Raw genomic sequence first — 22,800 nt, 5'->3', positions numbered from 1 at the left:
CTGTCAAGTGCAACTGCTGGTCACAGGCCCATAGCTTGTGCAGGCACATCAGGCACGTTCCTCGCAGCCGGACGCGGGAGGATCGGCACGATAAGGGGCTACGGACGAGGCACTCGGGCTGAGCGAGGACGAGGTGAACGACCTCCTCAGCGACGACTGATGGCGATTCCTGAAAACGGCCGCGCTGTCGGTGCGGCCCCCTACAGTTCCGTCATGTCCAACTATCAACGGCCGCAGCCGAATCGAAAGTTTATGCTGGTCGAGTTCCCCGCCGGCACCCACCTCGACCGTTCCCGTGCCTCCTCCGGCGGTATGCGGGGTACCGCCCGCGATGACCGGGACAACTCGCTCGTTGCCCAGGCCGAACTCTTCGACGCCGCCGACCGGTACGACGAGGGCTACAGGGACGGCCTAAGGAATCTCCTCGTCAACTGCGCCACCGACATTGCGATGGACGTCGCTCGAACCGTGACGGTCGCTGCCGTGGAGGTCGCCACCCCGTACCTCAAGGACGGGGCGCGTCGCTTCAAGGAGAAGCTGCGACGCAGGCCCAAGGACACCCTGGCCGCCGAGGTGGTGCAGGAGGCTGCCCCCGAGCGGCCGACTGCGTCTGGTCTCTGGCCGGTGACCGCTGCCCTCAACTGCCGCGACCAAGTGGACCTCGTCCTGCGTGCCGACCAGGGTGACACCAACGTGCAGGCCGCTCTGGAGCGGATCAACACGCGGGCGGCCGAGACATACGGCATCGCCGCGCACTACTCCGCTGGCCTGCCCGCGGCAGACGTTGTCGGCGAGGCCATGGACCAGGCCCTGGCAGCAGCCGCGCCCGGCTACATCGCCGCCGCCCTCGAGCGCCTCGCCTTCGACGACGAGCTCGGCCTGACCCCCGCGCAGCAGATGCGCTTGCGGGATCGCGCCGCGGAGCTCGACCCCGGCGTGGTCGAAGACCTCACCGACGCCAACGCCCCGCTCGCGTAGCCCGGACGCTCCGGGGGCGAGAGTGGCCGCTGCGCATACGGCCCCCGATCGGGCGCCTCCCGGCCGGGAGCCGTCTCCGTCCTGTGAGCTACTGGTCACTTCGCGGCAGCTTCAGGAGGACAGGGCACAGACGAGTGACCTCGGTGCCGCGAGTCGGGTGCTCATGTCTGCGTAGGCGTCGCTGCCAGGGCTCTCGGTCGGCGAGATCGGAGAGCCGGTGGCGGAGGCCGTCGTCGGCTCCGGCCTATGGCCTTGCGGGCTGTATCCAGTACGCATGGCACTGCCTCTCAAGTGGATCAGGTTACGGAGTGCGGGCTCAGAAGCGGGCGTACCGGATGTCGATGCAGTCGGAGCACATGGGGATCGAGTCGTCATCGGGTCCTATGTCGAGGACAGACCCGCAGCCGCCTTCACAGTCGATCAGGTGCTTGAAGACGGTGCCGCACGAGAAGCACAGGGGCGTCGCCCCGGGCTGGCCTGCCGCGGTCACCGCGTCCGGCACGAGGGCGCATACCCCGCACTCCGGGCAGTCGACTACCGGCGGATCGCCGCCGTCCTGGAAAACAGAATGCTCGTCCTGGCCCAGGATGATCCATGCGTAGTTGACGGCGGAGGGCTCCGGATTGTCCGGCCACACCTGATGGCAGAACAGGCAGTTAGACGTCGTTTCACTTGGTGAGTCGGCGGTGGTTGATGAGGCTGGTGGCGATGGCGGTGAAGGCGAGGAAGTGTTCGGGCTTGCGTTCGTAGCGCCGGTGGAGGCGGCGGCATCCGCCGAGCCAGGACATGGTCCGTTCAACCACCCAGCGGTGTTGGCCCAGGCGTTGTGAGTTCTCAACGCCTCGCCGGGCTATGCGAGGAATGATGTTCCGCTCGCGGAGCCATCGACGCAGGTAGGGATAGTCGTAGCCCTTGTCGCCATGGAGCTTTGCCGGGCGGCGACGGCGTGGACCGCGAGGGCTGCGGACCGGCGGGATCCCCATCACCAGCGGTTGCAGGGCCAGGCTGTCGTGAGTGTTGGCGGCCGAGATGGCGACAGATACAGGCAGGCCGGCTCGATCGACGACGAGATGGATTTTCGATCCCAACTTGCCGCGGTCGGTCGGATTCGGTCCGGTCAGCTGCCCCCTTTGAGGGCGCGGACACTCACGGAGTCAACGGCAAATCGTGACCAGTCCAGCCCGCCCTGAGCACCGAGTTCGTCGAGGATGACGCGATGCAGTCGAGCCCAGACACGCTGCTGAGTCCACCGCGCGAAACGTCGGTAGACGGTGGGCCAGGCCGGCCCGAATACCGGCGGCAACTGCCGCCAGGAACAACCCGACGTGGCCACGAACACGATCGCGGTCAGACATTCACGGTCCCCGGCCCGCCGACGGCCCCCGCCCTGCGGACGCACCACCACCGTCTCCGGCACCACCCGCCGAAACAACTCCCACAACTCATCCGAGACCAGATGCTCAGCAAGACTCGTCATACCAACACAACGACTCTCCTCGCCAAAGGAAACGTCGTCTTAGGACCCTCGTCCTTGCCGTCATAGGCGACCATGGCCCACTGCTCGCAGTCCGGGCACTTCACCGTCACGTCGGCGACCTTGGCCAGGTTGCTCCGGAGGTTGTTCATGCGCTGCTTGACCAGCGTCTCAATGCCCTTGAGCTGCAACCGGAACGAGTCCATGTCTCTCTCGACGCCCCGGGCTTCGGCAGGGTCGAGTCCTGGGATGAGGTGCCGGTGGATGAACGTGATCAGGAATTCGAGCACCCTCGCCGCGCGAGACTCGATGGCGTACGCGTTGTACGTCAGGCCGTAGTGCTGGAGGGCGTTGCGGCTCTCCCCGAGCTCCTTGATGCGCTTCCGGTCATTCGCATCGAGGCCCAGGCGGGCGATGTTGCGCAGGCGGTCGAAGGCGTCCAGGGTGCCGCAGCTCTTGAACTTGCCGCTCTCCCAGGTCTCGTGGGTGGCCTCGACCGGGTTCTGGAAGATGAGGCTGAAGTGTTCCCGCGCGAGCCGGGCCTTGAGCAGTACCTCGGTGGCCGCCTGGAGGTGGAGCACCGTGTACTTGAGGTCGCGGGCGCCGGGCGGCTTCTCGCCTTCGGTCAGGTGCTGGAAGACGCTCACCAGGTAGTCCATGCCGTTGGACACGGGGGTGTAGGACACGTCCGGCCGCTGGGACGGGCGTTGCGCCTTCTTCTCGCTCTGGGCGGGCGCCGGCGTCGGCGCCGGGACCTGCTCCGCGCCGCCCTCGGGCTCGTGGGGGTGCTGCGCGTCCGTCTGGTCGGTCATCGGGTTCCCTCCCCTAGGTACCGGCTATTCCAGGGAGAATCGTCGCCCCTCGCAGGTCAGTCAAATGGTTGCATCAGCGAGCGGGCAGCGGCGATGAAGATCGAAACGACTGCGGCGCATACTTCGTGGAGGTCAGTTCTAAATATCCGTCATGATCGGCAATGCCCCGCCGTCAGCATGGTGTTCGTGCGGGACGAAGATGTCTGGGGCATGACGTCGAGGGGCTGGTCATCGACGCGGTGGACGTCGTCGGGGACGTGGTGTAGATCGACTGCATGGCCGGCAGCAGACGGTAGCGTGCCCCTCGTGCGGCGTGGCCGCGTCACGCGTGCACAGCACGTTGTGGAAGTTCACGTAATTCCCCAGCTACCGACGTGGGCTGACGCCAAGGCAGTTCGCGAGCTGTTTCCAACCGCAGCTTGAGCAGGTCAGATGCAGGGTGAGGACCGCACCCGCAGCAACCGCTTCAAGCGCTGAACACTTCGCGAAGCGCTGCAGGCGGTCGCGAGCTGGCAGGTCGGCAACCACGACGACGAAAGGCGGATCAGCGCGTCGGCTCAGACGTGCCTCGCGCCTGGTCGCGGCTGGCGACCACCAGGTATCCATCGCTCTCGGGGTCGAAGGTGGTGGACTGCACCGTGAGCCCGACGCTCCGCAACTGCGCCACGAGGTCCTCGTACCGGTAGGGCCAGATGGACAACCGCTCCGAGCAGGCTCGCACTGCCCCATCCGGCTCGATCCGGGCGACCACGATCTCGAGGAAGTGTTCCTGCTCCCAGTGCTGCTCGACCTGCCAGTAGTAGCTGACGACCGCATCGCGGTCGTTGCGGCGGATGAGTCGATCGCGGACGTCTACCCGTGAGCCGGCGGAGCGCACGAGCTCCCAGTTGCGTGACGTGAGCACGAGGCGTCCGCCCGGATTCAGCAGCCGCGACATCGCGTCCAGTGCGGTCAGGCGCCCGGCTGCGCCCTCAGCGTGGCCGAGCGAGTTGCCGACACAGAACACCAGATCGAACGTGGAGTCCTCCAGGTGGTCGGGCAGCTCGTCCCAGCTCGCGCGGAGGGCTCGAAGCGAGACACCCTGCTCGTCGGCGGCCTTCTCGGTCCGGCGAACCATCCCACTGCTGGCGTCTGCGGCGACCACGTCAAGGCCAAGACTCGCAAGGCCGACGGCGAGCTGGCCGGTTCCACACGCGCAGTCGAGGACGCGCGCGTTGGGCGGCATAGAGCCCACGACATCGCTGTAGTAAACCGCGGCTGCCTTGGCGGGGGTCAACCTGTCGTCCCCGATCAGCCACTCGTATACGTCGGAAAGCGCCCCATAACCAGCCACCGCGATAACCTCCATCACTCGACGACACGCGGGCTAGACCGCGCCTGCGATTCGGACCTTGCGCCTCGCACTGTGCCGGGCCGTGTCAGCGAAGCATTGAGCAGGACCCAACCACTTCCGGCCGCTGAGACTCCACCGGATTTCGCGGCACGCCGCACCGACGCAGGTCCCCACTCCACCGGCGCCCCATCGGCCACGATGGGGACCGCGGTCGGCAAGCGCGCGTTCACTGCGGAGCGCTTTAGGCACAGCCATCCAAACTGATTGCCGAAATTGCCGAAACGCCGCGTCCGGATGAAGGACCGCCAGCGACCGCCTCTTCGGGATGGGGAATTACATGAGGCTCAAACCGCCCAACCTGGGGAAAAATGCGGCGCAGACTGATCCGGTGGTACAGGCTGACCGCCGCGCCGCCGCCGTCGAGGATGGAACGCAGCAGCGGGGCGTGCGTGTGAGGGTGGGCGCCGTCCAGGCCGCGCGGCAGGATGGCCAGCGTTGCCCGGCCTGTCCCGCTGGCGGCCTGGTGGGCGCTGGAGTCGACGCCGTAGGCGAGCGTGGCAGTGACCGTGTGATCGGCCTCGGCGAGGGCACAGGCGAAGTCGTGGCGAGGGTGACGGCCTGCTCGGTGGGGACCCGGTTGCCGGTCACGGCGACGGAATTGTCAGCCAGCCGCGCAAGTCGCTCGCGGCCGCGGACCCACAGGCCCAGCGGGCAGGCCGGCCCTAGGTCGGCGAGGGCGGTGGGCCACTCCTCGTCCGAGGGAATGACGAACGGGCAGGTTAGCTCCGCTTGGGCGAGTTCCTCGTGTGGCCGGTAGTGGGCCAGGCGCCCGCTGACGTCGCTTCCGACGCGCCGGTCCCACACCTCGTCCGGGGTGTACTCGTCGAGGTCGGCCGCGAGTTGCCCGGGGGCGAAGTGAGCAGCGAGCGCGGCGCGTGCGGCTCGCTCGGGCAGGGCGCGGCACCGGCAGGCGAACCGGTACCGCGCCGGGAAGGGCGAAGGCGGACGTGGCCAGAGGACGGGAAGGGAAGTGCCGTCGGCGGCCGGGTGGAGGAGCCGGGCTAGGTCCAGGTGGAGGCCCGCTTCTCCTCCCACCAGGCGGGCGGGCTGCCCGGTCGCCCGGTGGCCGGGGAGGCGGTGGCGGGCTGAGACGCCGGGTGCGCGGTGACCGGGCGGGCGGCGATCGGGCTGGGCAGGCTGGTTTCGGTGTAGGCGATGCGCCTGCGCAGGCTGATGCCGAGGTCGTCGACGCTCAGGTAGATGGAGTCGTCCTTGACTCCGGTGATGCGCCCCTTGACCAGGACGTTGACCCCGTCGACGAGCGATTCGGCGGCGTTGCTGGCCAGGTCCCGCCAGGCGGTGCAGATGTAGGGGATCGGGTCCAGGTCACGCCACTTCTGCACGGTGGTATCCCACTGCGTGGGGGTCTCGGCGAGGCGGAACCGGCAGACAGCAATGCCGTCTTGGGTGAAGCGGACTTCCACGCCACCGGCGACGGTGCCGGTCACGTGCGTGACGGACGGGGCCATGTGAACACCTCCTACATAAAATAATAGTGTGTATCGGGAGGGCAACCCCCTGTCGGTACTTCCGCCGCCGGGGAGCGCGGACGGCGGGCGAGACGCCGGAAGTGGGCCTTCCACCCGGTCGGCTGCGCCGGGGCCGGCGGCGGGGTGAGGTTGTCGAACACCGTGGCGTCCTCGATCTCCACCTGCACCGGGACTGTTCCGTCGGCCCGGACCAGCTGTTCGGCGGTGGTGTCCAGATGAACGGAGACCCGTACGGCCCCGCAGTTGGCGTCGAGGTAGACGAACACGAGGATGCCCGCGATCTCGATGCAGGGCAGGCCCTCGTCGTCTGGGCCTTCCTGCGCGTGGAAGACCGCCGAACTGTTCGCTTCCGCGCAGGCCTCGGCGTCTGAGAGGCTGAGACAGAGGGGCGCGCGCACGAGACGGGAGATGTCGACGGGGTACAGCGTGTAGCCCGCGTCGCCGCGGCTCTTCTCCGGGCCGTAGTAGAAATCCACGACCGCCTGGTCGTCGGCGGGAGGCCGGTACGGGACACCGTCGGTGCCCGCCACGTTGTCCCAGGAACTGCGTACCTCCTGCGCGAGCGAGGCCAGGGCGGAGTCCTCGTCGGACCAGAGGGTCACGTCATCGCTGTGCCGGTCCCACTGGCGCAGCGCCCATGCCCGGCCGGCTGCCTGTGTGGTGAGGTCGTCGGGGACGGCGAAGGTGAAGCGGCTCAGCCGTCCTTCGACGATGTCGACGGTGTCCGCACCCGGCCATTCGCCGGTGTGCTCCTGGAGGCCGTCCATCAGGTCGGCCAGGTCGATGATGGCCTCGCCTGCGAGCGTGGCCGGGTCCGGTTTGATCAGCATGGCGGTTTCCTTCCGTGCGGAACGGGGTGGTCAGGCCTCGTTCATGAGGCTGTTGAAGAGGTCCATCAGGTGTTGCTGTTCGGGGGTGAGAGTCGCGGTGCGCACCACGCGTTTACGCAGGACAGGCACGTTGAGGCTGATGCCGGAGGGCACATCGGGCCGCTCGGGCAGCGAGACCAGCTGGTAGTTCCGGGTGTGGATCATCCAGGCCTCGTACCGGTCGGCAGGGCTGCCGCTGCGGGCGAGGTGACCCTCGTCCGTGGTGCGCGACAGGCAGAGGCAGGAGGGATCGGTGCAGGGCCGTCCGGCGGGGTGGCTGGCCAGGACCGGGCTGCGGCGGTAGTGCGTGGAGGTGCCGTTCAGCATCGGGCAGTGCTCGGCGGTGTACGGCAGGCACTCGGGGTGCAGCGCCGGTTCCGGGGAGCAGCCTTCGCTGACGTCGGCCGGGCGGACGAGCAGGAAGTACCGTTCGTCCAGCGGCAATCCGCAGATCTGGCACAGACGTCGCCGGAAGGCGGCGTGGGCCTTGTCGGCGTCGAGGCCACCGAAGGCCGCGTGGCCGTCGTGGATCAGGGTCACGTACGGCACCACCAGCCCGCCCGCCAGCGGCCGGTGGGCACAGCGTTGGGGTATCGCGTGCATGGGGTGAGTTCCTTCGGATCGCGGCGGATGCGACTGGGGGGCCTGGGTGCCGGGCGTCAGTTGCTGGCCGGTGGTGGAGGGTCGGCGGGACCGCCGGCCAGGAGCGCCTCCCAGTGGGCGTAGCGGCAGCCGGTGGCGTCGTGCAGGCGCAGGTGCAGCCAGCTGAGGTTGTCTCCGGCGCTGATCACTGCCTCGGCGCCGATTTCGGCAGCCCGGGGATAGATGGAGCTGTCGTCGGGGTCGACCAGGACGATGATCAGGCCCCGGCGGTGCGGCACGTGGCGGAGCGTGAAGCCGGTGTAGCTGCGGTCGTCCAGGAGCACGAGCGGTGCACAGTGGTATTCCTCGGCGCTGAACAACGGCGACGGCAGATGCAGGCGGGGTACCGGGCTTGTTCGCAGGCCGACCGGATCGTCGTCGGTGCTGTCGCTGATGACCAGCACCGGGGCCTGCGGTTCTTCCGTGGGGTCTTGTGCTGGAGCGGACATGGCGGTGACACATCGCTTTCATGGGCGGGGGCCGAAAAGGCGCGCCGGTCGAAGGGGAGTTGACGTCCACCGGGGCGGGGCGGTCGGCCGCTGCGGGCGCCCCGCCCCGGTGGACGATTGGTCAGCCGAGCGGGAAGAGCACCAGTGCGGGGACGGCGGTGTCGGGGATGCCGTCCGCGTACAGCTCGCGCAGGGACTCGTCCTCCTTCAGCTCTTCCGGCAGCGGGAAGACGTCGCCGACGAGCTCGCTGTGGGTCGGCGCGTACCGGGAGAAGCTGTAGGTGGAGAACGGTGAGAAGAGGTTGCCCTCGGCGTCGCGGGACAGCACGACGAGCGTGGCTCCGGGCAGGTCCTTCCAGTCCTTGCGGACCAGGTGGCGCAGGACGGCGAGGTTCAGGGGGCGGTCGGGGGCCTCGCCGTCCGGGTCGGGGGACGGGGCCTGCTGCTGGTCGGTCATGACTGCCTTTCATGTGCGGGCCGGGCTGGGTAGGTTTCCGGCCGGTTGATCGATGGGGGCGGGCGCCGCCCCGTTGGCGGGGCGGCGCCGTCAGGCCAGGTCAGTCGTCCTCGATCTCGTCCAGGCAGGAGACGGGGATGCCGCTGCCCGGAATCCGGAAGCGCTTCGTGTCCTCGGGGATGCGGTACTTGGGCCTGCCCGGCTCGCCGTTGCGCGGGTCGCGGCGCAGGATGCGGGTGGACTCCTCGTCCAGCAGGAAGCCCGCCCGGCTGCCGGTGCGGTTGCGCTCCTGCACGGTGCCGGTGAGACCGCGCAGCAGGGCCGGGCGCAGCGAGTCGTTGATGCGGGCCCGGCGTCCGGCCACGAGGCCCGCGGACGCTTCCTTGTCGATCGCGCGGAGCCGCCGTGCGGACGCCTCCTGGAGCTTCGAGATCTGGATGGCGTCTGGCAGCTGGCCGATGAATTCGAGGACTTCGTTCATGGTGACGGTCATGCTGTTTCGCCTCTCTCACGCAGGTGGGGGGGGCCGGCCGGGCATGGGAGTGCCCGGCCGGGGCTTGGGGAAGGTGCTGGTCAGGAGGCGGTGTCGGGCCGGTGACGGGCGACCGCCTGGTTCTCGACCTCGGACAGCCGGTAGCTGCCGTTGTCGTCCTGGCCGAGCGCTTCGAGGAGCAGCAGGTAGCGGGCCTGCCGCAGGGTGAGGTTCGACCACGTTTTGGGCTCGCGGATGTCGTACTCGCAGGCAGCGGCGACGTGCGCGAACAGCGCGTTGACGATGCGTGCCTTGGGCAGCTGCACCGCTGTCTCCGTCAGGTCCGCGTGCTCGGGCTCCTTGATGCCCAGGAAGCGGGCGACGGTCTCGGACTCGTGCTTGTCGGTCCAGGAGCTGTAGAAGTACGGGAGGGTGAGCACGATCTCCTGCGCGAAGACGCGGGCCGCGTCGGGCAGGGTCTTCTGGCGTACGAGGCGGGCGACGAAGTCCTGACGGGGACCGGCGGCGGCCTTCCAGGCCCGGTTGCAGGCGATGACCTTGCGGCGCTCCTCAGCCCTGGCCTCGTCCTCCTCCGTCCTGGGCTTCTTCGGCTGGGGGCGGACCTTGTGGCCGTGCGCGGCCGGGTCGGCGCAGTGCCACACGGGCTGGTGCTCGCCGTCGAGCCGGGCGCTGTGGCCGGGGCAGTTCTTGTGGTTGTCCTCGGTGAGCGGATTGCCCAGCCCGGTGGTCAGTTCGGCCAGCGGCTTGGACGTGTCCTTCTGCCCGTACCCCGGCTGCCGCAGCAACGGGATGTCCGCCGTCTTGAGGTCTTCCTCGGCCTTGGTCCGGGCGTCGTCGTCGGCCTGCTCGGCTTTGAGCAGTGCCATCTCCTGGTCCCAGTGGCCGCGCCCGCCGTTGCCTTCCTCGTGGTCGCGCTTCAGCGCTCGCAGCAGACGGTGCTCCGCGCCGCGCACGTGCTCGACCTCGGCGAGCTGGGCGGTCTGCTCCAGGTCCATGCCTCCGGCCGTTGCCCGGCGAAGGGTGGCGTCGTCGAGCTTCTGCGCCGCTTTGGCCTGCCTGGCGGCGTTGCGGCCGACGCCGAGAGCCTTGGTGGCCTGGCGTCGCTCGACGTCGCTCATGTCGATCAGGGACAGCTCCTGCGACTTCAGGATGTCGCGCTCGCTCATTCCCTCGCGGTGCTTGTTCTCGACCAGGGACAGGAACCGGGTCCAGCCGTCACGGCCGACCAGGTCGTCCCGCACGTGCGCCCTGATCCTGCGTACCGGGCGGCCGTCGTGTTCGGCGGTGGCGTTGGCGACCTGCTGCGCCTGCGCGCGCCGCCAGCCCTTGAAAGCGCCGTACGTGCCGTCGGGCCGGGGCCGGACACTGATGGTCTCTTCGACACCGATCTCCTTGACGGAGGCGATCAGCTCCTCGTCCGGTTCGGTGCCGGTTTCGCGGGCGTTCTGCTCGTCACGCACCACCTGCGCCGGGTCGAGCAGGACGATCTGCGGCGCGTCTTCCTCCTCGTGCGTGACGGGTTCGGTGGGCTGGGTCGAGACGGCGGTGGCCATGGGGCTCTCCTTCTCCTTGCCTGTTCGGCGAATTGGGGCGGTTGGGGTGTCGCCCCCTCGCTTCATATGCAATATTAGTGTCTTTTGGGGTGAGGGCTAGATACCCTCTGAACTGCGGAAATGCTGACCCGTGGCGGAGGTGGAGCGTTCCGTACGGTGGTCGGCCAGGCCGTAGCTCAGCTTGATCTTTAACGTCTGGGTCGTTGGCCAGCCGCTGAATAGGGTCAGACTCCAGCCGTACCCGTAACGGCGAAGGATCCGGCGTTCGGCGGCGGCCGGGCCCCTCTGTGCGGCGTCGAGCTCCTCGACGGCTTTGATTGCTGCTGTTGGGTTGGCGGTCAGCTCGCGTACCGCGTCCGCGGCGGCCTGCTGAGTGCGTATCCGTGGAGCTGGTCCACGACCTGTTGGCGCCCCTCGTCCTCGGTGGCGGTGTACCGGACGGGCCGCTGCGGTGGGGTGCGGCGTCGGGGCATGGCGGAACTCCATCTACACATCGGGCGGGCGGTGGGTCGGGGCCGGCCGGGCAGCGGTCAGCTCCTGGGCAGCGGCCTGTTGACGGAGAAGACGTAGTGGCCCAACTCGCGCAACATGCCGGCGATGTCGTCCACGGCCGCGGGGTCGTGGTCGGCCTGGCGGGTGTACGCCTCGATCTCGTCGTTCCAGGCGAGCCCCCGGGCGGCAAGGGACTCTTCGGTGAGGGGTGTGAGGTCGTCGGAGGACTGCGGGGCTGCGACGAGTCCGTGAGCGGGGTCGGGTACGACGAGGAACACCGGGCCTCCTTCCGTGTGGGCCGCCCGGCCAGGGCGGCCCACGGTCGGGGTGGACGTGCGGTCAGTGGGTGACGGTGACGGTGTAGTCGGATTCCAGGACGGCGAGGGTGGCGCGGATGGACGCGCGGGTCTCCGGGCTCGGGGCCGAGTAGGGGAAGTCCAGGGCGAGCACCGCGTCGTCCAGGTCGTCGTCGGAGATCGGCAGCGTGTATCCGCTGCGGTAGAGGGCGACGGCGGTCGCGGTGGCGACGCGGACGCGGTTGTAGGCGATGGCCTCCCCCGCCGTGACGTCGGTGCCGAGTGCTTCGCGCGCTGTGGGCGGCAGTGCCGCGATTCCGGCGGTGAACCGCCGGGCGGGAATGCGGAGGCGTGCCGGTCGCAGTGCGCGGAGCAGCGTTCGAAGCATGGCAACTCCTGGGGCTGGACGGGAGGGGGCCGTCACCTCGTGAGTGACGTGAGAAGGCGGCGGCCCCAATTACTACTAATAATAGTGTTATATGTGGGTGTGTGAACCCACCCCTGACCTTTGCAAAGGGACACGCGGGCGAGTCTGCGCGCGGCAGGTCAGAGTTGCGGCGCGTACGCGGCCAGGGACTTCGGTGCCGCGCTGGTGTAGATGCCTTCCAGGCCGGACGGGGCGATCAGGCCCCAGGTGAAGGTGGCGGCGTCGGCGTAGAACTGCCCGCGCTGGGGGTGCGGCGGGGTATAGGCGCGCAGGGTACCGATGCCGTAGACCTCCAGCGTGCCCTCGAGGAGCGCGTCGCGCTGCTCCCCGGTCACGCCCGGTCCGTACTTGTTGAACTGCTCGTCGGCGACGACGGTGAGGACGGGGTTGAGGTCGTCCTCGATGGGGCCGAACATGCTGCGCCAGTGGGCGAGGTCGGCCATGGCCTCCGCGCGGCTCGCGCGAGTGCTGCGGTAGTGCACACCGTCGCGATGGTCGGCGAACTCGTCCGTGTCGTACAGCCACGCCTCGAACTGATGCTCCGTGTACATTCCGACGCCGTTGTGTCGGCAGCGCAGGAACCCGAAGGGCTTGCCGTCGACGAGTACGGGGTGGCGCTCCGTGCAGAACTCGCAGGTGACCCCGACGTGGCGCAGGATGCGTTGCAGGCGGGGGAAGCGGGCGAAGCGCGTGGCGCAGTTGCAGCAGGTGTACACCTCCCAGCGGGAGGGGCTCGCGACCGTGTCGTGGTGGCAGCGCGGGCACTGGTAGGCCTTGTTGCTGTACCAGTCGATGACCGGCATCGGGTTCCCTTGCACGGCAAGCTCCTGAGAACTGGATTCGGGGGAAGGGGGCGGGCCGTCGCCCTGGCGGGCGGGACACCGGTGAGGCGACGGCCCGGGATCACTTTCTATAATGGTGTGAATTGAGTTGACGTGAACCCCCCGCCTGACCTGCTGGTTTACGGCAAGCCGGGGACTTTCAGTGCTGGTGGGTCGACTGCGTGGCGTCCGGGCCGAGGTTTGGTGGCACGCAGTAGTCGACGTCCGATTCCGGGGATACGAGGTCGCCGGAACGGGCGTCGGTGCAGTAGGCGTCGAAGACCTCGCCTGCGGTGAGGGGTTCGAGATCTCCCTTGCGCAGTCGCCAGCCGTAGACCCGGTCCCGGGCGCTCGGAGCGGTGGTCCGCATGACGAGTCCGCCGGGGCTCCGGGTCGCCAGACCGAGGGCGAGGAGCGTGGTGAATTCGAGGGCTTCGGTCTCGTCGAGCTGGCCCGTGCCGTCCGGGTCCGTATCCGCGTGCAGGACGGCGACCAGGGTTTCGGGTGCCGCCGAGACGCTGCAGACGATGTGTCGGTGGCCCGGCCGGGCCGTGTCGAGGATGAGGGCCAGCAGGTCCGAGGACCGGGCGAAGGCTGTTCGGCCGATGTCCTCGCCGCAGCAGGTGCAGGCGCCGAGACGGGCCAGAAGTGTGGAGGCGTAGTCCCGCGTGGCTTGGCGGACGGCTTCGTCGACCAGGGCCGAGGTCAGGTCGGCCAGGGGCTGGCCGTCGTACGGGAGGGTCGTGCCCATGGTGGCGAGTTCGGCGGTGAAGCGGGAGCGGCTGGGCGGGCTGTCGGGGTCGAGGCCGGTGTCGGTGCAGAAGTCGGCGTACTCCTGCGGGTCGAAGAGGGCGACCGTGGTGTGGGTGCCCTGGGACGCGCGGCTCCTGAGGAGGTCTTCGACTGCGGCCAGATAGGTCGTGAAGTCGGCGAAGGCGAAGGTGCGGTAATGCTCCATGGCGCGGAAGTCGTGTTCGTCAGTGAGCAGGCCGAGGGTGCCGGCGACTTCACGGCGCAGGACCGCGGGCGTGGTCTGGCGGTCGGCGAGAGCCCTGTCGCCCGCACGCGGTCGAGCGGTGTGGGGCTCGTTCCCGCTGTCCTTGGAGGGCTGAGGTGTGGGGGTCACGTGCACGCCTTTCTCGTGGGCTGGCTGAAGGGGTTCGTCCTGGGTGTTGGCGGGGCGGGGCTCCAGTGCACCCCGTCGGCCGCGAGTGAGGCGTCAGGGGGCACGGGACCTTGAAAGTGGCGGTCGTTCGGCTCGTCGTCCTCGGCGTGGGCGTCGATCCATTTGTCGGGGGCCTGCTCGGCACCCAGGGCACGGAGCAGGTCGGCGAGTGCGTCGGCTTCGGTGCATCCGAGGCTGGCGGCGACGTTGGATGTGATGGCGGTGGTGCACCAGGCGTCGGTGAACGCCTCGGCGACATCGGACGGGATGCTGACGGTGTCGGCCATCGTGGCCTCCAGGACGGCAGGTAAGTGCGTGCCTCGAGGGGATGCGTGCCTCCCTCTCTCACTCCATCAATAATAGTGTCTTTTGGTGAAGTGGGAACCCACCCCCTGACCTTCCCTTTCACTCCTGTGACGCCTGGGCGAATGCGGCGAGCATAGAGATCACAGGGCTGGGGCGGCCGGATGCTTCGACCTGCACAGACGTCCCGGAAGCTCTGACGACTGCGCACACACTGTCGACCTGGACAGGGCCGCGCTGCCCGGGCGGCCGGGTGGCGTGCTGCCAGATGATCTGGGTGCGCCGGAATTGCTCCTCGATCCGGGCACCGGGCAGTGCGCCGGCCAAGGCTTCGGCGACGGCGCGGCGGCCGATCTCTTCCACCTGCTCGCGGGCGGCCTGCTGGGCGGCCTCGGCGTGCAGCGGATACAGCCGCCGGGCGATCTCGCGTGCCACATGGCGGGCGCTGCTGGCCGTGACTCCGATCGACGGCGCGACGGTCTTGTTCTCGTCTGGGAGCGCGGCGTAGATCCTCAGCCGGTCGGGGCGGCGGTCATTGGGTTGACACAGGCGCAGGGCATGACCGTCACCGTCGATGATGAGCCGTCCCAAACCGCGCCCGCAGTCGGCGAGTTCGGCGGTCCGGCAGTGCGTACCCAACTCCCGCGCTACCTCGGCGGCGAACGCGTCCAGCTGCTCCTGGGTGTTCAACTCCTGGGGCACGGCGACTCCTTCACTCCTTCGCATGGCTGGTGGGTGTGTCCGGGGTGGGGCCGCTCGCGTTCTGGCCGCGGAGCTTGGCGTCGCGGCGGGCGTCTTCGGCGGTGTATCCGGTGTCGCACCACGGGCGGCACAGCGGGCCGCGGGTGCGTTGCAGGTCTCGCACCGGTCGTCGAAGTCCTCTGGGCGCCACGGGCGTGGCTGGCTGCTCACGCGGGGGGCTCTCGGATGTGGTCGGCCAGGGCCCGGGCGGACATGACGGGGCTCTGGTGCGGCGGGGCGGCGCACACGGCCCGCCACAGGCTCGACGGCTGCCACGGGTCGAAGTCGATTCCAGGGACGGGCCGGATGGACCACTGGCGGCCGCGGGGCCCGGTGGCGGTGTATGCCAGATGTCGGGGGGAGTCCTGGCGGCCGTTGTCCTCCCAGGCAAGGCCGGCCGCCGTGAGCGCGCTGGCCAGCTCGTTGCAGCGTGCTCGGGTGATGTGCTCGAACCCGGCCGGGATCAGGTGGAAGCCGACCATGTCGTAGCCCCGCCACTGTTCCTCGTGGCCGTCCTCGCGAGTGAGGACGTACCTGCGGGCCTGCTGGCGGGTGCCGTCTTCTCGCGTATCGACGCGCTCGGAGCTGGTGACGTCCCAGACGCCCTCGGGGCTGCGCAGCTGCTCGCCCACCCTGAGCGCACGGGGCGGCTGGGTGTCGAGGAGGCGCGGGCCGGGGACCAGGCCGTTGTCCTTCATGTCGGCACACTGTGAGCACAGCCACGCTGTCTCGCCGTGCAGCCGGTAGATGCCCCAGCAGTCTTCGAAGCAGACCGAGCACATGAACCGGCAGTTCTCGGCGGCGCGGACCGTCGCCGCGTATGTCATGCGGGGGAGGCGGCTGATGACCAGGCCGAAGTGGCGTCCGACGGGCACGGTTTCTCCTTCCCTGGGGGTGGTGAGCAGCGCGAGCGGTCTGCCGGACTGGTCAGGGGGCGGTGGTCCACAGCGGGAGGCCGGTGGTGGTGCGGGCGCTGATGCCCGGGCGTACGGGGACGTCGCGGAAGTCGGACACCTTCACGTAGCCGCCCCGCTCGCTGTCGATGCGGACCGGGGCGCCCTCCCATTCCCACTGCTCGATGACCTCTGCGGGGAGGTTCTCGACGTCGTCGGCCTCCACCTGTACGGCCCAGGCGGTCAGCTCCTCGCCGTACGCCTGGCGCCACTCCTTCAGGACGGTGAAGAGGTGGGCGAAGTCGTCGACCAGGGCGAGAGCGCGCGCCTGGTCGGGTGCGGGGTCCTCGGCATAGGTCGGTGCGTCGGGGCGGGTGCGCTCACCGAGGCTCATCAGCCAACGCATGATCGGTGGCTCCTTCTCTTCCGTGTCGGGGGTCACGAGTCGGTGCGGGCAGGCGTGTTGCCCATGTACGCGGTGTCGATCTCGGCTGGCCATTCGCAGTCGACGCACGGGTCGCGCTCGCACCACCGCCATTCGTTGCCGTGAGGGCAGCGGGGCGCCCGGTAGGTGACGTGCACGAGGGCCGAGTAGGTGTAGTGCGCGTGGCGGACCGGGTCGGCGAACTGGTGGTGGACGGAGTTGGAGTCGTCGAGGTGGTCGCTGATGGTGGAGACGGTGACCTCGTGGCGCTCATTGTCGACGTCGGTGGTGATGTAGCGGTCGCCGGTCTCGAGGGTGCGGGCGTACTGCCGACCGGTGGTCAGGGTTATTTCGGGATCCTTCTGGTCAGGCAGCGATCACGGGCGGGGTGGTGGGCGAGGGGTGGTGGTCTAGGGGCGCCCGGAAGCCTCGGGCTTGCGGTAGCGGCAGAGGAAGCGCGCGGCCCAAAGGCGGCTGGCGAAGCCGGGGATGCCGCCGCCGCTGCCGGGGCGGTTGCCGGGATACTCGGCCACCCACCCGCAGACACCGTTCGGGTCGTGCCAGACGACGCCGTAGCAGGTGCTGTGATCCTGGGGGTCCAGCACCCGGCGGCCGAGCGAGCCGATGTTGGCGGCGAATGTGAACTCCTTGGCCACGGTGGCTCCTTCGGTCGACTCCGGCGCGAGAGGGGGCGGGGGCGTCCGTGTCACCCCCTCTCGCACTTCTAATACTAGTGTCTTTTGGGATGGTGTGAACCCGCCCCTGACCTGCGCCTTCCTCGGGTTGTCAGGGGGGTGCCAGCCAGGGCCGGGCGGAGCTCTCGCGGGCGCCTTCGCTGCTGGGCCCGCAGGGAGTCGGCTTCCGCCTGGGCGCGGCGGGCGTGCTCGCGCTCTTCAGCGGCCGCGTCGACACAGTAGGGGGACCACCACTGCTTGACGTCGACGGTGCGGGCCAGCGAGTTGGGCAACACCGAGTAGGGGAGGTCGGCCAGCATCAGCAGCAGCACCGGGTGCGGGGAAGCCAGGAACCAGTGGGCGGCGGTCCACCAGGAGGCCACGGCGGCACGGCGCGCGGGGTGGGCGGCGCGGGCCTCCCGCTCCAGGCGGGCGGCTTCGTCCTGGTGGTAGAAGGCGGACCAGGTGAGGAAGCGCAGCAGGCCGGGGGTGTCGCGATGCCGGGAGGCCTCCAGGATCGCGGGCAGATCGGTGCGCTGCTCGACGTGCTCGGCGCACCCGCGCAGGACGGTGGTGAGTACGGCTTCCGTCGTCTCCGACGGTGGGTGATCAGCAGTGGACAGGATCGGATGTACCGACACCGCGGGGCGGTCGGTGCTGTCGCGGTAGAGGGTCAGGCTGCCGTGGTAGCCGGTGCGGCTGCTGGCAAGCCGTGGAAGGGCATCGTCGGGGGCGGTGGTCTTGAAGGCGTTCACAGGGCCGAGACAGGCGCGTACGGCGGTGAACTGGTCCCAGCGGTGGGGGTCGGTGGTGCCGGTGACGTGAACGCTGCCGCGCATTGCCCCGCCCAGCTCGAACACGACGGCGTCGGCGTCGCGGGGGCCGGCGGTGGCGCGCACGGGGCCGGCGGGGGTCTCGACGGTCAGGCTCGGGCTGGTCATGGGCTGCGACTCCTCGGGGCTCGACTGGGTGGGCTGGGGCCCGCCGCCCCGCGCTCGCCGAAGGGGAGAGTGCGGGGCGGCGGGGCGGCAGGTCTTCGGCCAGTGGCGCGCTGGCCGGGTTGGCCGTCCGTCCTCCCCCTGGAGCTGGGAAGGGCGGGAACGGCGTCTGTGGGCTACTCCTGCGCCTGGTGGACCCAACAGGTGCAGCCCGTGCCATCGGTGCGGGACCGGCCCCACAGGCGCACCGGGTCGTGTTCGGATTCCGGGTACCCGCACTCGGCGCATGGCGGGCCCCACGAGGCAGGCTCGTCGGTTGGCTCGGCGGTGTAGATCTCCTCAGAACTCCACGGGAACCCGCCGGGCTCGAACTTGACCGTTGCGTTGGGCAGGAGGTGTGCCCACCCGGCGGGCCAACCGACCGGGGGCTTTTGGCGGCATTTGGCGATGGCGTCGCGGACCGCTCGACCACGCCACAGCTGAGTGACGCCGGTCGGGCCGGTCACACGGTAGGCGGCGGCTGTCACTTGCTCGTCCGGCCGGTTGATCAGGACTCCGGATGCCTTGTCCGGAACGAATGTGACGACCGAGTGATCGCGGGTCTGGCGGTATCGGATCACTCCGTTGTCCGCGATATGTGCATCGCTGGACAACCAGAAATTGAGGCTGCCTCGTAGCCAGCTGTCGACGTCCCTGCCGCCTACGGTGCGCAGGCCGTAACTGACTCCCTGGGCCGAAAACTGTCCCGCGCGGCCTATGACCTGGTTGTACGTCACATGGATGTCCGCGCGGTCCATGTGGATGTAAGAGCCTGCGATCCCGCAGGCGGGTAGGCGGTAGGCGATGAGCCTGGTGCCGGGAAGGGGCTGCCGGGCGGGGATGTCGTCGTGGTCCGTGGGTGCCGGGGTGACGGCGGGCGTGTCAGGCACGGGAGTCCTCTTCGTCGCTGTCGAGGAGTAGCAGGACCGGTGCGTCGTAGACCTCGCGCGTGACAGCGCAGACGTCGGGGCACGGAATGACGGCGGCCTGGAGCGCGGCCGTGTCCATGGGGTGAAGCCACCCGTCGTGTACGGCGCACGCACGGGGGTTGGGCTCGGCGGCCGTGGTGGCGACCAGGACGGCGCTGCGCATGGTGCTCCCCTCCAGCGCGAACACCAGCAGGGCGCGCAGGGCGCAGAACTCGTCTTCGTCCAGTACGGCCAGGCGGATCGGGTCGGTGCCGATGGAGAGATCGGTTCGGCCCGTGACGAACGCGTCGTCGGTCCGCTGGGCTACGAGGTTGAGCGTGTGTTCGCCGTCTCCGAGTGCCTGGAACACGGCGGTAAGGGCGGTCAGGGTGCGGCTCATGGCGGCTGCGATGGCGGCATCGCCGGGGTGGGTGAGCTCCGGGCGTGCAGGCATGAGGGCTCCTTGCGGGAACGTGGGCGGTGGGCGGTGGGCGGTGGAGGCCGGCCGCACTGCGCCCCTGCGCACAACGGGCGGCTTGTGGCGCGCGCGGTCTGCTCCGCCGGCGCGTCGCGCCGCCGCTACGCGGCGGGGGCGCGACGGGCGCGCTACGCGCTCCCTGCGGGGCTGGGTTGCGCGCTCCGCGCTGGGGGCCCGTGCGGGCCGGGCTGGGGGAGGTGCCCGGCCCGCACGGGGGTCTGTCAGCCGTGCGCGGCGGCGGCCGTGAGGGCGGGCAGCGCGAGCGCTTCCAGGGCGGCGGCCTGGTCGGCGTCGGCGAGGGTCTGCGCGGTCGACGTGACTGCCTGCATCACGCCCCCGGCCGTCATCTGCCCACCCCGGATGAAGTGGGAAAGGATCGTCTCCTTGGTCTCGTTGCTGATCCTGAGCGTCTTGGTGACGTGCTCGATGGTCTTCGTCGGCTCGGCCACGGCCTTACCGGCGGCTACCTGGATCTCGCGCACCTTCGCCTCGACATACTCACGCGACAGGAACGTGCGCACCGCGTCGGCCGTCTTCGACGTGATGACCGCGAGTTCCTTCCTCTCGGTCTCCTCCGACCACGACACGACTCCTTCGTCGTGCTTGGCTCCGATGTGCACGGCCCGCATGACGTCCTGCGGCATCGTCAGGCCGTTGCGGCAGACCTGGATCACCGCACGCGGGGTGATCGACCACGCTCCGGCACCGACCTCGCTGTTCGTGATGACGAACCCGGCAGAGATCACCGGGAGTTCGTCGCCGCTGCGGCCGTCGAACGGGGAGCGGTACCCGCTGAGAAGCTCGGGCGCGCTGAGCGCGACCGCTTCGGACTCGACCCGCACGTACATGCGACGGTCAGTGAGATCACAGCCGGTGACGTCGGTGGGGTGCCCGGACTTCTGCACGCCCTCCAGGGCGGCCAACAGGATGTCCAGGTTGTCCATCACCTTGTAGCTGTCGGACATCAGAGCGCGGGCCACGCCCACGGCGGGCGGCATGCCGGGGCCGCTGTCGCCACGGAGCGCACGGAGCATGAACTTGCGCTGCGGGTCCTGACGCAGCCACGCGTTCACGTTCTCGTCCAGAAGCGGGACGTTCTCGGCGCGCATGCGGCGCAGGTAGCCCACCGGGATCTTCAGCTTGTCCGCTATGCCCTCATCGGCGACGGCGGTGGGGCGGTAGGTGCCGTCGACGTCCGTCACGCCGTCTTCCGTGATCTGGCGCTCGATGCCCTCGACCTGGACGTTCCCGTCACGGAAAGACAGTGCGGACGCGGAAGCCACGACGTCCAGCTTCCGGTTCCTGTGGTCCTCCAGGATGGTGACCAGGTCACGGAGATCGGCGTTGCGGGCACCCCTGGGGGCTGCTGCCGTGGCGCGCTCTGCGTACTGCTGAGTCATGCGATGTTCCCCTTCGCTGTTGGTTTCTGCGGGTCGGGGGGGCGGAGCCACCGCCCCTCCGACAAACTCAATATTAGTGTGTTTCAGGGGTGAGTGAACCCACCCCTGACCAGCACACTTAGACCAGCGGCGCGCGGAAGTCCGGCAGCGGCGTCATGCTCTGCCGCCGTACGTTCGTGACAGCGGTCACCGGAATGCCGCTGATCACCTCGCACAGGTCGTAGCGGACGTCCGCTACGACCGGTCCGGCCTGGGCCTTGATCGCCTGCACCCAGTACACGCCGTGACACCGTGTCACGCTGCCGTGATACCTGACCTTCTGCCACAGCACGGGACCGGAGTCCTGCGGGTCAAGGCTGCGCGCCACCGCCAGCGCAAGCTGATTCGCCACCCGCTCGGACAGCAGTAGGCCGACGAACGCGCGGTCAACCGTCACCCGGTCGACCGGCACATCAGTCATGGCCGGGCCGGTGTGGCCGGTGCGCACACCCATGGCCCAACCCAACTCGAAGAACGACCGGACCACGTCCAGTTGTTCGCGAGATACCCGCATGGCATCCGGGTCCCGCTCGCTGCGCGCCAACTCGGCGAGCGCGTAACGGGCCTGCTCCTTCTCGGCGTCCGTGAGCGGCGCTCCGGCTTCCTGGGCCTGCTCTGGAATCCGCGTGTTCTCCATGGCTTCCCTTCTCCTTTCAGTGATGCCGGGGGACGGGGGCACCCCTACCGGGGTGCCCCCGTGCGGATTACTTGAGGAACCCGTTCGACCGGAGGAAATCGGCCGTGATGAGCGCGATTCCATGGGGCTTGTAGATCTGCGGGAATCGCCGCAACTCAACTTCCGTACGCCCCGCCTTGTCCGGGTCGATGAACTCCTGAACCAGACGGTAAGGCTCCTCACCCATCGGCATTTCCAGGACGACCGGACCAGCGGCCTTGGTCTCGAACCGAATTCCGGTGTAATTCCGGTCGGAGTTGTGCACGATCTTCACGCCTGCTCGCGCGCACAGCAGGGGCAGAAGGTTCGCGATCGTGCGGGCCCGAACCGCAAGCTCGGTCATGGGCGCGTCCGCACCGCGCACCCCGCGCACGATCCCGTCAGTGATCGTAAGTTCCACGTCTTTCCCCTTCGTTGGTCCCTTGCGTTCCTCGGGGGTCGCCTCCCCCGGTACTTCATATAATAGTGTCTCCTTTGCTTGGGTGGAACCCCTGTTGCGCTGCGGGTTGCGCCGGATGTTGCGCCATGGTGTTGCGGTAGAGGTTGCGCTAGATGTTGCGCAGGCTCCTGGAGCGTCTCCGTTTCACCCCAGGTCACCCCAACAACAGAGCCTGGTACGCCTGCTGACATCCCCTCTGCTGCCGCTACTCCCTACCCGTGTGAAGAAGAGAAGGGGGCGGGGGCGGGCGTGGTCGGCGCGGAGGCATTCGGGGATCGGACGCGACTGGTGTCCTGCTGCGCGTCGGCTCCGCCGCCGCGCTCGGCCGTGCGGGTCCGGCCGGTCCCGCAAGTCGGGCCGCATGGGGATCGAATGACAGAGCGGAAAATCAGGTGGCTCACTGGTAGAGGAGAAATCTCCGTCACGGGGTCCGTTCGACTCCGCTGGCCTTCGCACGCCGAATTCCGGCATCTCTATTCGGGGATTCTGTGCCGATATTGGGGAACTCGACCCCGGTAATTTTGGATTCTGTGTGTGGCTTTTCTCTACAGGCTAAGAGGTGGCGTACCGTGATCCCAATTACTACACAGCACACATCATGATGCATTTCGATGTGCCATGTTTGCGTTTCGGTCTGGCGAGCGAGCGCGTCCGAATCTTTGGTGGCCGGTTTGTGTGTGCTCTGGCGGAGCGGTTTTGAGGGGTGGTCGTACGGGAATGGGGGTCTTGGAGGGGTTCAGGTGGAGCGCAAGCGGAGCCTGCCACCGCTCCCTATGACCACCCGTCAGACCTGATCGGCCGTCAACCCTGCGGGGCAGTGGGCTGGGATCCCAGTAGCTACACAGTGCCGCACGTGATGCACTCGTCCCCTTTGCTGCCCGCCCAGACGACCGCGCTTGCGCGGTCGCTCATAATTCGCGCTTGCGCGAATTATGATGCGTTTTAGAATTCCGTTTACGGAATTCTATTCCCCCGCTTGCGGGGGAATTCGAATTGCGCTTGCGCAATTCGCGCTCTATGGCACGTCTTGCCGTGCC

Annotated in this window: 29 protein-coding genes and 1 pseudogene; 1 reads left to right on the top strand and 29 read right to left on the bottom strand. The window is 68.8% G+C overall.

Annotated elements, in window-relative coordinates; genetic code table 11:
- The first annotated feature begins 213 nt into the window (after nucleotides 1-213).
- A complete protein-coding gene (locus OHU34_RS43700) occupies nucleotides 214-978 on the top strand; it encodes a hypothetical protein (protein ID WP_405772614.1) in 765 nt (254 codons plus the stop codon).
- A gap of 316 nt (nucleotides 979-1,294) precedes the next feature.
- Here the strand turns inward: OHU34_RS43700 and OHU34_RS43695 are convergent, their stop codons facing one another.
- From OHU34_RS43695 to OHU34_RS43555, 29 genes and pseudogenes are all read right to left on the bottom strand, one after another.
- The gene (locus tag OHU34_RS43695) at nucleotides 1,295-1,615 is read right to left on the bottom strand and encodes a hypothetical protein (RefSeq protein WP_331733128.1); all 321 of its coding nucleotides are present in this window, start codon (nucleotides 1,613-1,615) and stop codon (nucleotides 1,295-1,297) included.
- Between the two features lie 31 nt (nucleotides 1,616-1,646).
- Nucleotides 1,647-2,455 (bottom strand): IS5 family transposase gene (locus tag OHU34_RS43690; RefSeq protein WP_405772612.1). Its coding sequence is split into 2 segments (ribosomal slippage): nucleotides 1,647-2,105 and nucleotides 2,108-2,455, totalling 807 coding nucleotides; the frame shifts between segments, so codons are not numbered across the junction.
- Nucleotides 2,452-3,264, bottom strand: coding sequence for a hypothetical protein (locus OHU34_RS43685; protein WP_331733125.1), 813 nt, complete (start codon nucleotides 3,262-3,264; stop codon nucleotides 2,452-2,454). Before OHU34_RS43685 ends, OHU34_RS43690 begins: the two co-directional genes overlap by 4 nt.
- Before the next feature lie 544 nt (nucleotides 3,265-3,808).
- Nucleotides 3,809-4,612 carry a class I SAM-dependent methyltransferase gene (locus OHU34_RS43680; RefSeq protein WP_331733123.1) on the bottom strand — a complete coding sequence of 268 codons (804 nt, stop codon included), beginning with the start codon at nucleotides 4,610-4,612 and terminating at the stop codon, nucleotides 3,809-3,811.
- A 226-nt stretch (nucleotides 4,613-4,838) separates the two neighbouring features.
- Nucleotides 4,839-5,207: pseudogene (locus OHU34_RS43675) on the bottom strand (DNA-processing protein DprA); the annotation flags it as partial.
- Between the two features lie 451 nt (nucleotides 5,208-5,658).
- Nucleotides 5,659-6,126: a single-stranded DNA-binding protein gene (locus tag OHU34_RS43670; protein WP_331733121.1), complete on the bottom strand. Its 468-nt coding sequence runs from the start codon at nucleotides 6,124-6,126 to the stop codon at nucleotides 5,659-5,661.
- Nucleotides 6,127-6,137: 11 nt separating this feature from the next.
- On the bottom strand, nucleotides 6,138-6,977 hold the full coding sequence (locus OHU34_RS43665; protein ID WP_331733120.1) for a hypothetical protein: 840 nt from the start codon (nucleotides 6,975-6,977) through the stop codon (nucleotides 6,138-6,140).
- 30 nt (nucleotides 6,978-7,007) lie between these two features.
- Nucleotides 7,008-7,619, bottom strand: a complete 612-nt coding sequence (locus tag OHU34_RS43660; protein ID WP_331733118.1) for a cell envelope biogenesis protein OmpA — start codon at nucleotides 7,617-7,619, stop codon at nucleotides 7,008-7,010.
- A gap of 56 nt (nucleotides 7,620-7,675) precedes the next feature.
- Nucleotides 7,676-8,107: a hypothetical protein gene (locus OHU34_RS43655; protein ID WP_331733115.1), complete on the bottom strand. Its 432-nt coding sequence runs from the start codon at nucleotides 8,105-8,107 to the stop codon at nucleotides 7,676-7,678.
- 121 nt (nucleotides 8,108-8,228) lie between these two features.
- A complete protein-coding gene (locus OHU34_RS43650) occupies nucleotides 8,229-8,564 on the bottom strand; it encodes a hypothetical protein (protein ID WP_331733112.1) in 336 nt (111 codons plus the stop codon).
- Nucleotides 8,565-8,664: 100 nt separating this feature from the next.
- Nucleotides 8,665-9,057 (bottom strand): hypothetical protein, encoded by a 393-nt coding sequence (locus OHU34_RS43645; protein WP_331733109.1) that lies wholly within the window; start codon nucleotides 9,055-9,057, stop codon nucleotides 8,665-8,667.
- An 80-nt stretch (nucleotides 9,058-9,137) separates the two neighbouring features.
- The gene (locus tag OHU34_RS43640; protein ID WP_331733106.1) at nucleotides 9,138-10,610 is read right to left on the bottom strand and encodes a ParB N-terminal domain-containing protein; all 1,473 of its coding nucleotides are present in this window, start codon (nucleotides 10,608-10,610) and stop codon (nucleotides 9,138-9,140) included.
- A gap of 338 nt (nucleotides 10,611-10,948) precedes the next feature.
- A complete protein-coding gene (locus OHU34_RS43635; protein ID WP_405772608.1) occupies nucleotides 10,949-11,083 on the bottom strand; it encodes a hypothetical protein in 135 nt (44 codons plus the stop codon).
- A gap of 57 nt (nucleotides 11,084-11,140) precedes the next feature.
- Nucleotides 11,141-11,380: a hypothetical protein gene (locus OHU34_RS43630; RefSeq protein ID WP_331733101.1), complete on the bottom strand. Its 240-nt coding sequence runs from the start codon at nucleotides 11,378-11,380 to the stop codon at nucleotides 11,141-11,143.
- Nucleotides 11,381-11,441: 61 nt separating this feature from the next.
- Nucleotides 11,442-11,786: a hypothetical protein gene (locus OHU34_RS43625; protein ID WP_331733098.1), complete on the bottom strand. Its 345-nt coding sequence runs from the start codon at nucleotides 11,784-11,786 to the stop codon at nucleotides 11,442-11,444.
- A gap of 158 nt (nucleotides 11,787-11,944) precedes the next feature.
- On the bottom strand, nucleotides 11,945-12,643 hold the full coding sequence (locus OHU34_RS43620; RefSeq protein ID WP_331733094.1) for a hypothetical protein: 699 nt from the start codon (nucleotides 12,641-12,643) through the stop codon (nucleotides 11,945-11,947).
- Nucleotides 12,644-12,806: 163 nt separating this feature from the next.
- Complete coding sequence (locus OHU34_RS43615; protein ID WP_331733974.1) at nucleotides 12,807-13,664, bottom strand: hypothetical protein; 858 nt, start codon at nucleotides 13,662-13,664, stop codon at nucleotides 12,807-12,809.
- A gap of 104 nt (nucleotides 13,665-13,768) precedes the next feature.
- Nucleotides 13,769-14,098 (bottom strand): hypothetical protein, encoded by a 330-nt coding sequence (locus OHU34_RS43610; protein ID WP_331733091.1) that lies wholly within the window; start codon nucleotides 14,096-14,098, stop codon nucleotides 13,769-13,771.
- A gap of 118 nt (nucleotides 14,099-14,216) precedes the next feature.
- On the bottom strand, nucleotides 14,217-14,816 hold the full coding sequence (locus OHU34_RS43605) for a hypothetical protein (protein ID WP_331733088.1): 600 nt from the start codon (nucleotides 14,814-14,816) through the stop codon (nucleotides 14,217-14,219).
- Between the two features lie 10 nt (nucleotides 14,817-14,826).
- Nucleotides 14,827-14,979 carry a hypothetical protein gene (locus OHU34_RS43600; protein ID WP_331733085.1) on the bottom strand — a complete coding sequence of 51 codons (153 nt, stop codon included), beginning with the start codon at nucleotides 14,977-14,979 and terminating at the stop codon, nucleotides 14,827-14,829.
- Nucleotides 14,980-15,022: 43 nt separating this feature from the next.
- Nucleotides 15,023-15,730, bottom strand: a complete 708-nt coding sequence (locus OHU34_RS43595) for a hypothetical protein (protein ID WP_331733083.1) — start codon at nucleotides 15,728-15,730, stop codon at nucleotides 15,023-15,025.
- 52 nt (nucleotides 15,731-15,782) lie between these two features.
- Complete coding sequence (locus tag OHU34_RS43590; RefSeq protein WP_331733081.1) at nucleotides 15,783-16,154, bottom strand: hypothetical protein; 372 nt, start codon at nucleotides 16,152-16,154, stop codon at nucleotides 15,783-15,785.
- A gap of 428 nt (nucleotides 16,155-16,582) precedes the next feature.
- Nucleotides 16,583-16,828 (bottom strand): hypothetical protein, encoded by a 246-nt coding sequence (locus tag OHU34_RS43585; protein ID WP_405772603.1) that lies wholly within the window; start codon nucleotides 16,826-16,828, stop codon nucleotides 16,583-16,585.
- Between the two features lie 74 nt (nucleotides 16,829-16,902).
- Nucleotides 16,903-17,787 carry a hypothetical protein gene (locus tag OHU34_RS43580; RefSeq protein WP_331733075.1) on the bottom strand — a complete coding sequence of 295 codons (885 nt, stop codon included), beginning with the start codon at nucleotides 17,785-17,787 and terminating at the stop codon, nucleotides 16,903-16,905.
- Between the two features lie 173 nt (nucleotides 17,788-17,960).
- Nucleotides 17,961-18,713 (bottom strand): hypothetical protein, encoded by a 753-nt coding sequence (locus OHU34_RS43575; protein WP_331733072.1) that lies wholly within the window; start codon nucleotides 18,711-18,713, stop codon nucleotides 17,961-17,963.
- Nucleotides 18,706-19,185, bottom strand: a complete 480-nt coding sequence (locus OHU34_RS43570; protein ID WP_331733068.1) for a hypothetical protein — start codon at nucleotides 19,183-19,185, stop codon at nucleotides 18,706-18,708. Before OHU34_RS43570 ends, OHU34_RS43575 begins: the two co-directional genes overlap by 8 nt.
- 245 nt (nucleotides 19,186-19,430) lie before the next feature.
- Nucleotides 19,431-20,609: a DUF932 domain-containing protein gene (locus tag OHU34_RS43565; RefSeq protein ID WP_331733065.1), complete on the bottom strand. Its 1,179-nt coding sequence runs from the start codon at nucleotides 20,607-20,609 to the stop codon at nucleotides 19,431-19,433.
- Between the two features lie 118 nt (nucleotides 20,610-20,727).
- Complete coding sequence (locus OHU34_RS43560) at nucleotides 20,728-21,285, bottom strand: hypothetical protein (protein WP_331733062.1); 558 nt, start codon at nucleotides 21,283-21,285, stop codon at nucleotides 20,728-20,730.
- Between the two features lie 67 nt (nucleotides 21,286-21,352).
- The gene (locus OHU34_RS43555) at nucleotides 21,353-21,724 is read right to left on the bottom strand and encodes a hypothetical protein (protein WP_331733059.1); all 372 of its coding nucleotides are present in this window, start codon (nucleotides 21,722-21,724) and stop codon (nucleotides 21,353-21,355) included.
- Nucleotides 21,725-22,800: the final 1,076 nt, after the last annotated feature.

Source organism: Streptomyces sp. NBC_00080, from assembly GCF_045041255.1.
Classification (GTDB): Bacteria; Actinomycetota; Actinomycetes; order Streptomycetales; family Streptomycetaceae; genus Streptomyces; species Streptomyces coriariae.
Note: the sequence above shows the minus strand (reverse complement) of the source record. Positions and strands in the feature narration are given on the sequence as shown.

Bases quoted from the DNA above. Each gene is read 5' to 3' on its own strand.
- OHU34_RS43635 (WP_405772608.1), bottom strand. From the start codon at position 11,083: ATGCCCCGACGCCGCACCCCACCGCAGCGGCCCGTCCGGTACACCGCC.
- OHU34_RS43580 (WP_331733075.1), bottom strand. From the start codon at position 17,787: ATGACCAGCCCGAGCCTGACCGTCGAGACCCCCGCCGGCCCCGTGCGC.
- OHU34_RS43625 (WP_331733098.1), bottom strand. From the start codon at position 11,786: ATGCTTCGAACGCTGCTCCGCGCACTGCGACCGGCACGCCTCCGCATT.
- OHU34_RS43560 (WP_331733062.1), bottom strand. From the start codon at position 21,285: ATGGAGAACACGCGGATTCCAGAGCAGGCCCAGGAAGCCGGAGCGCCG.
- OHU34_RS43565 (WP_331733065.1), bottom strand. From the start codon at position 20,609: ATGACTCAGCAGTACGCAGAGCGCGCCACGGCAGCAGCCCCCAGGGGT.
- OHU34_RS43640 (WP_331733106.1), bottom strand. From the start codon at position 10,610: ATGGCCACCGCCGTCTCGACCCAGCCCACCGAACCCGTCACGCACGAG.
- OHU34_RS43570 (WP_331733068.1), bottom strand. From the start codon at position 19,185: ATGCCTGCACGCCCGGAGCTCACCCACCCCGGCGATGCCGCCATCGCA.
- OHU34_RS43590 (WP_331733081.1), bottom strand. From the start codon at position 16,154: ATGCGTTGGCTGATGAGCCTCGGTGAGCGCACCCGCCCCGACGCACCG.
- OHU34_RS43680 (WP_331733123.1), bottom strand. From the start codon at position 4,612: ATGGAGGTTATCGCGGTGGCTGGTTATGGGGCGCTTTCCGACGTATAC.
- OHU34_RS43685 (WP_331733125.1), bottom strand. From the start codon at position 3,264: ATGACCGACCAGACGGACGCGCAGCACCCCCACGAGCCCGAGGGCGGC.
- OHU34_RS43610 (WP_331733091.1), bottom strand. From the start codon at position 14,098: ATGGCCGACACCGTCAGCATCCCGTCCGATGTCGCCGAGGCGTTCACC.
- OHU34_RS43655 (WP_331733115.1), bottom strand. From the start codon at position 8,107: ATGTCCGCTCCAGCACAAGACCCCACGGAAGAACCGCAGGCCCCGGTG.
- OHU34_RS43650 (WP_331733112.1), bottom strand. From the start codon at position 8,564: ATGACCGACCAGCAGCAGGCCCCGTCCCCCGACCCGGACGGCGAGGCC.
- OHU34_RS43700 (WP_405772614.1), top strand. From the start codon at position 214: ATGTCCAACTATCAACGGCCGCAGCCGAATCGAAAGTTTATGCTGGTC.
- OHU34_RS43665 (WP_331733120.1), bottom strand. From the start codon at position 6,977: ATGCTGATCAAACCGGACCCGGCCACGCTCGCAGGCGAGGCCATCATC.
- OHU34_RS43660 (WP_331733118.1), bottom strand. From the start codon at position 7,619: ATGCACGCGATACCCCAACGCTGTGCCCACCGGCCGCTGGCGGGCGGG.
- OHU34_RS43670 (WP_331733121.1), bottom strand. From the start codon at position 6,126: ATGGCCCCGTCCGTCACGCACGTGACCGGCACCGTCGCCGGTGGCGTG.
- OHU34_RS43645 (WP_331733109.1), bottom strand. From the start codon at position 9,057: ATGACCGTCACCATGAACGAAGTCCTCGAATTCATCGGCCAGCTGCCA.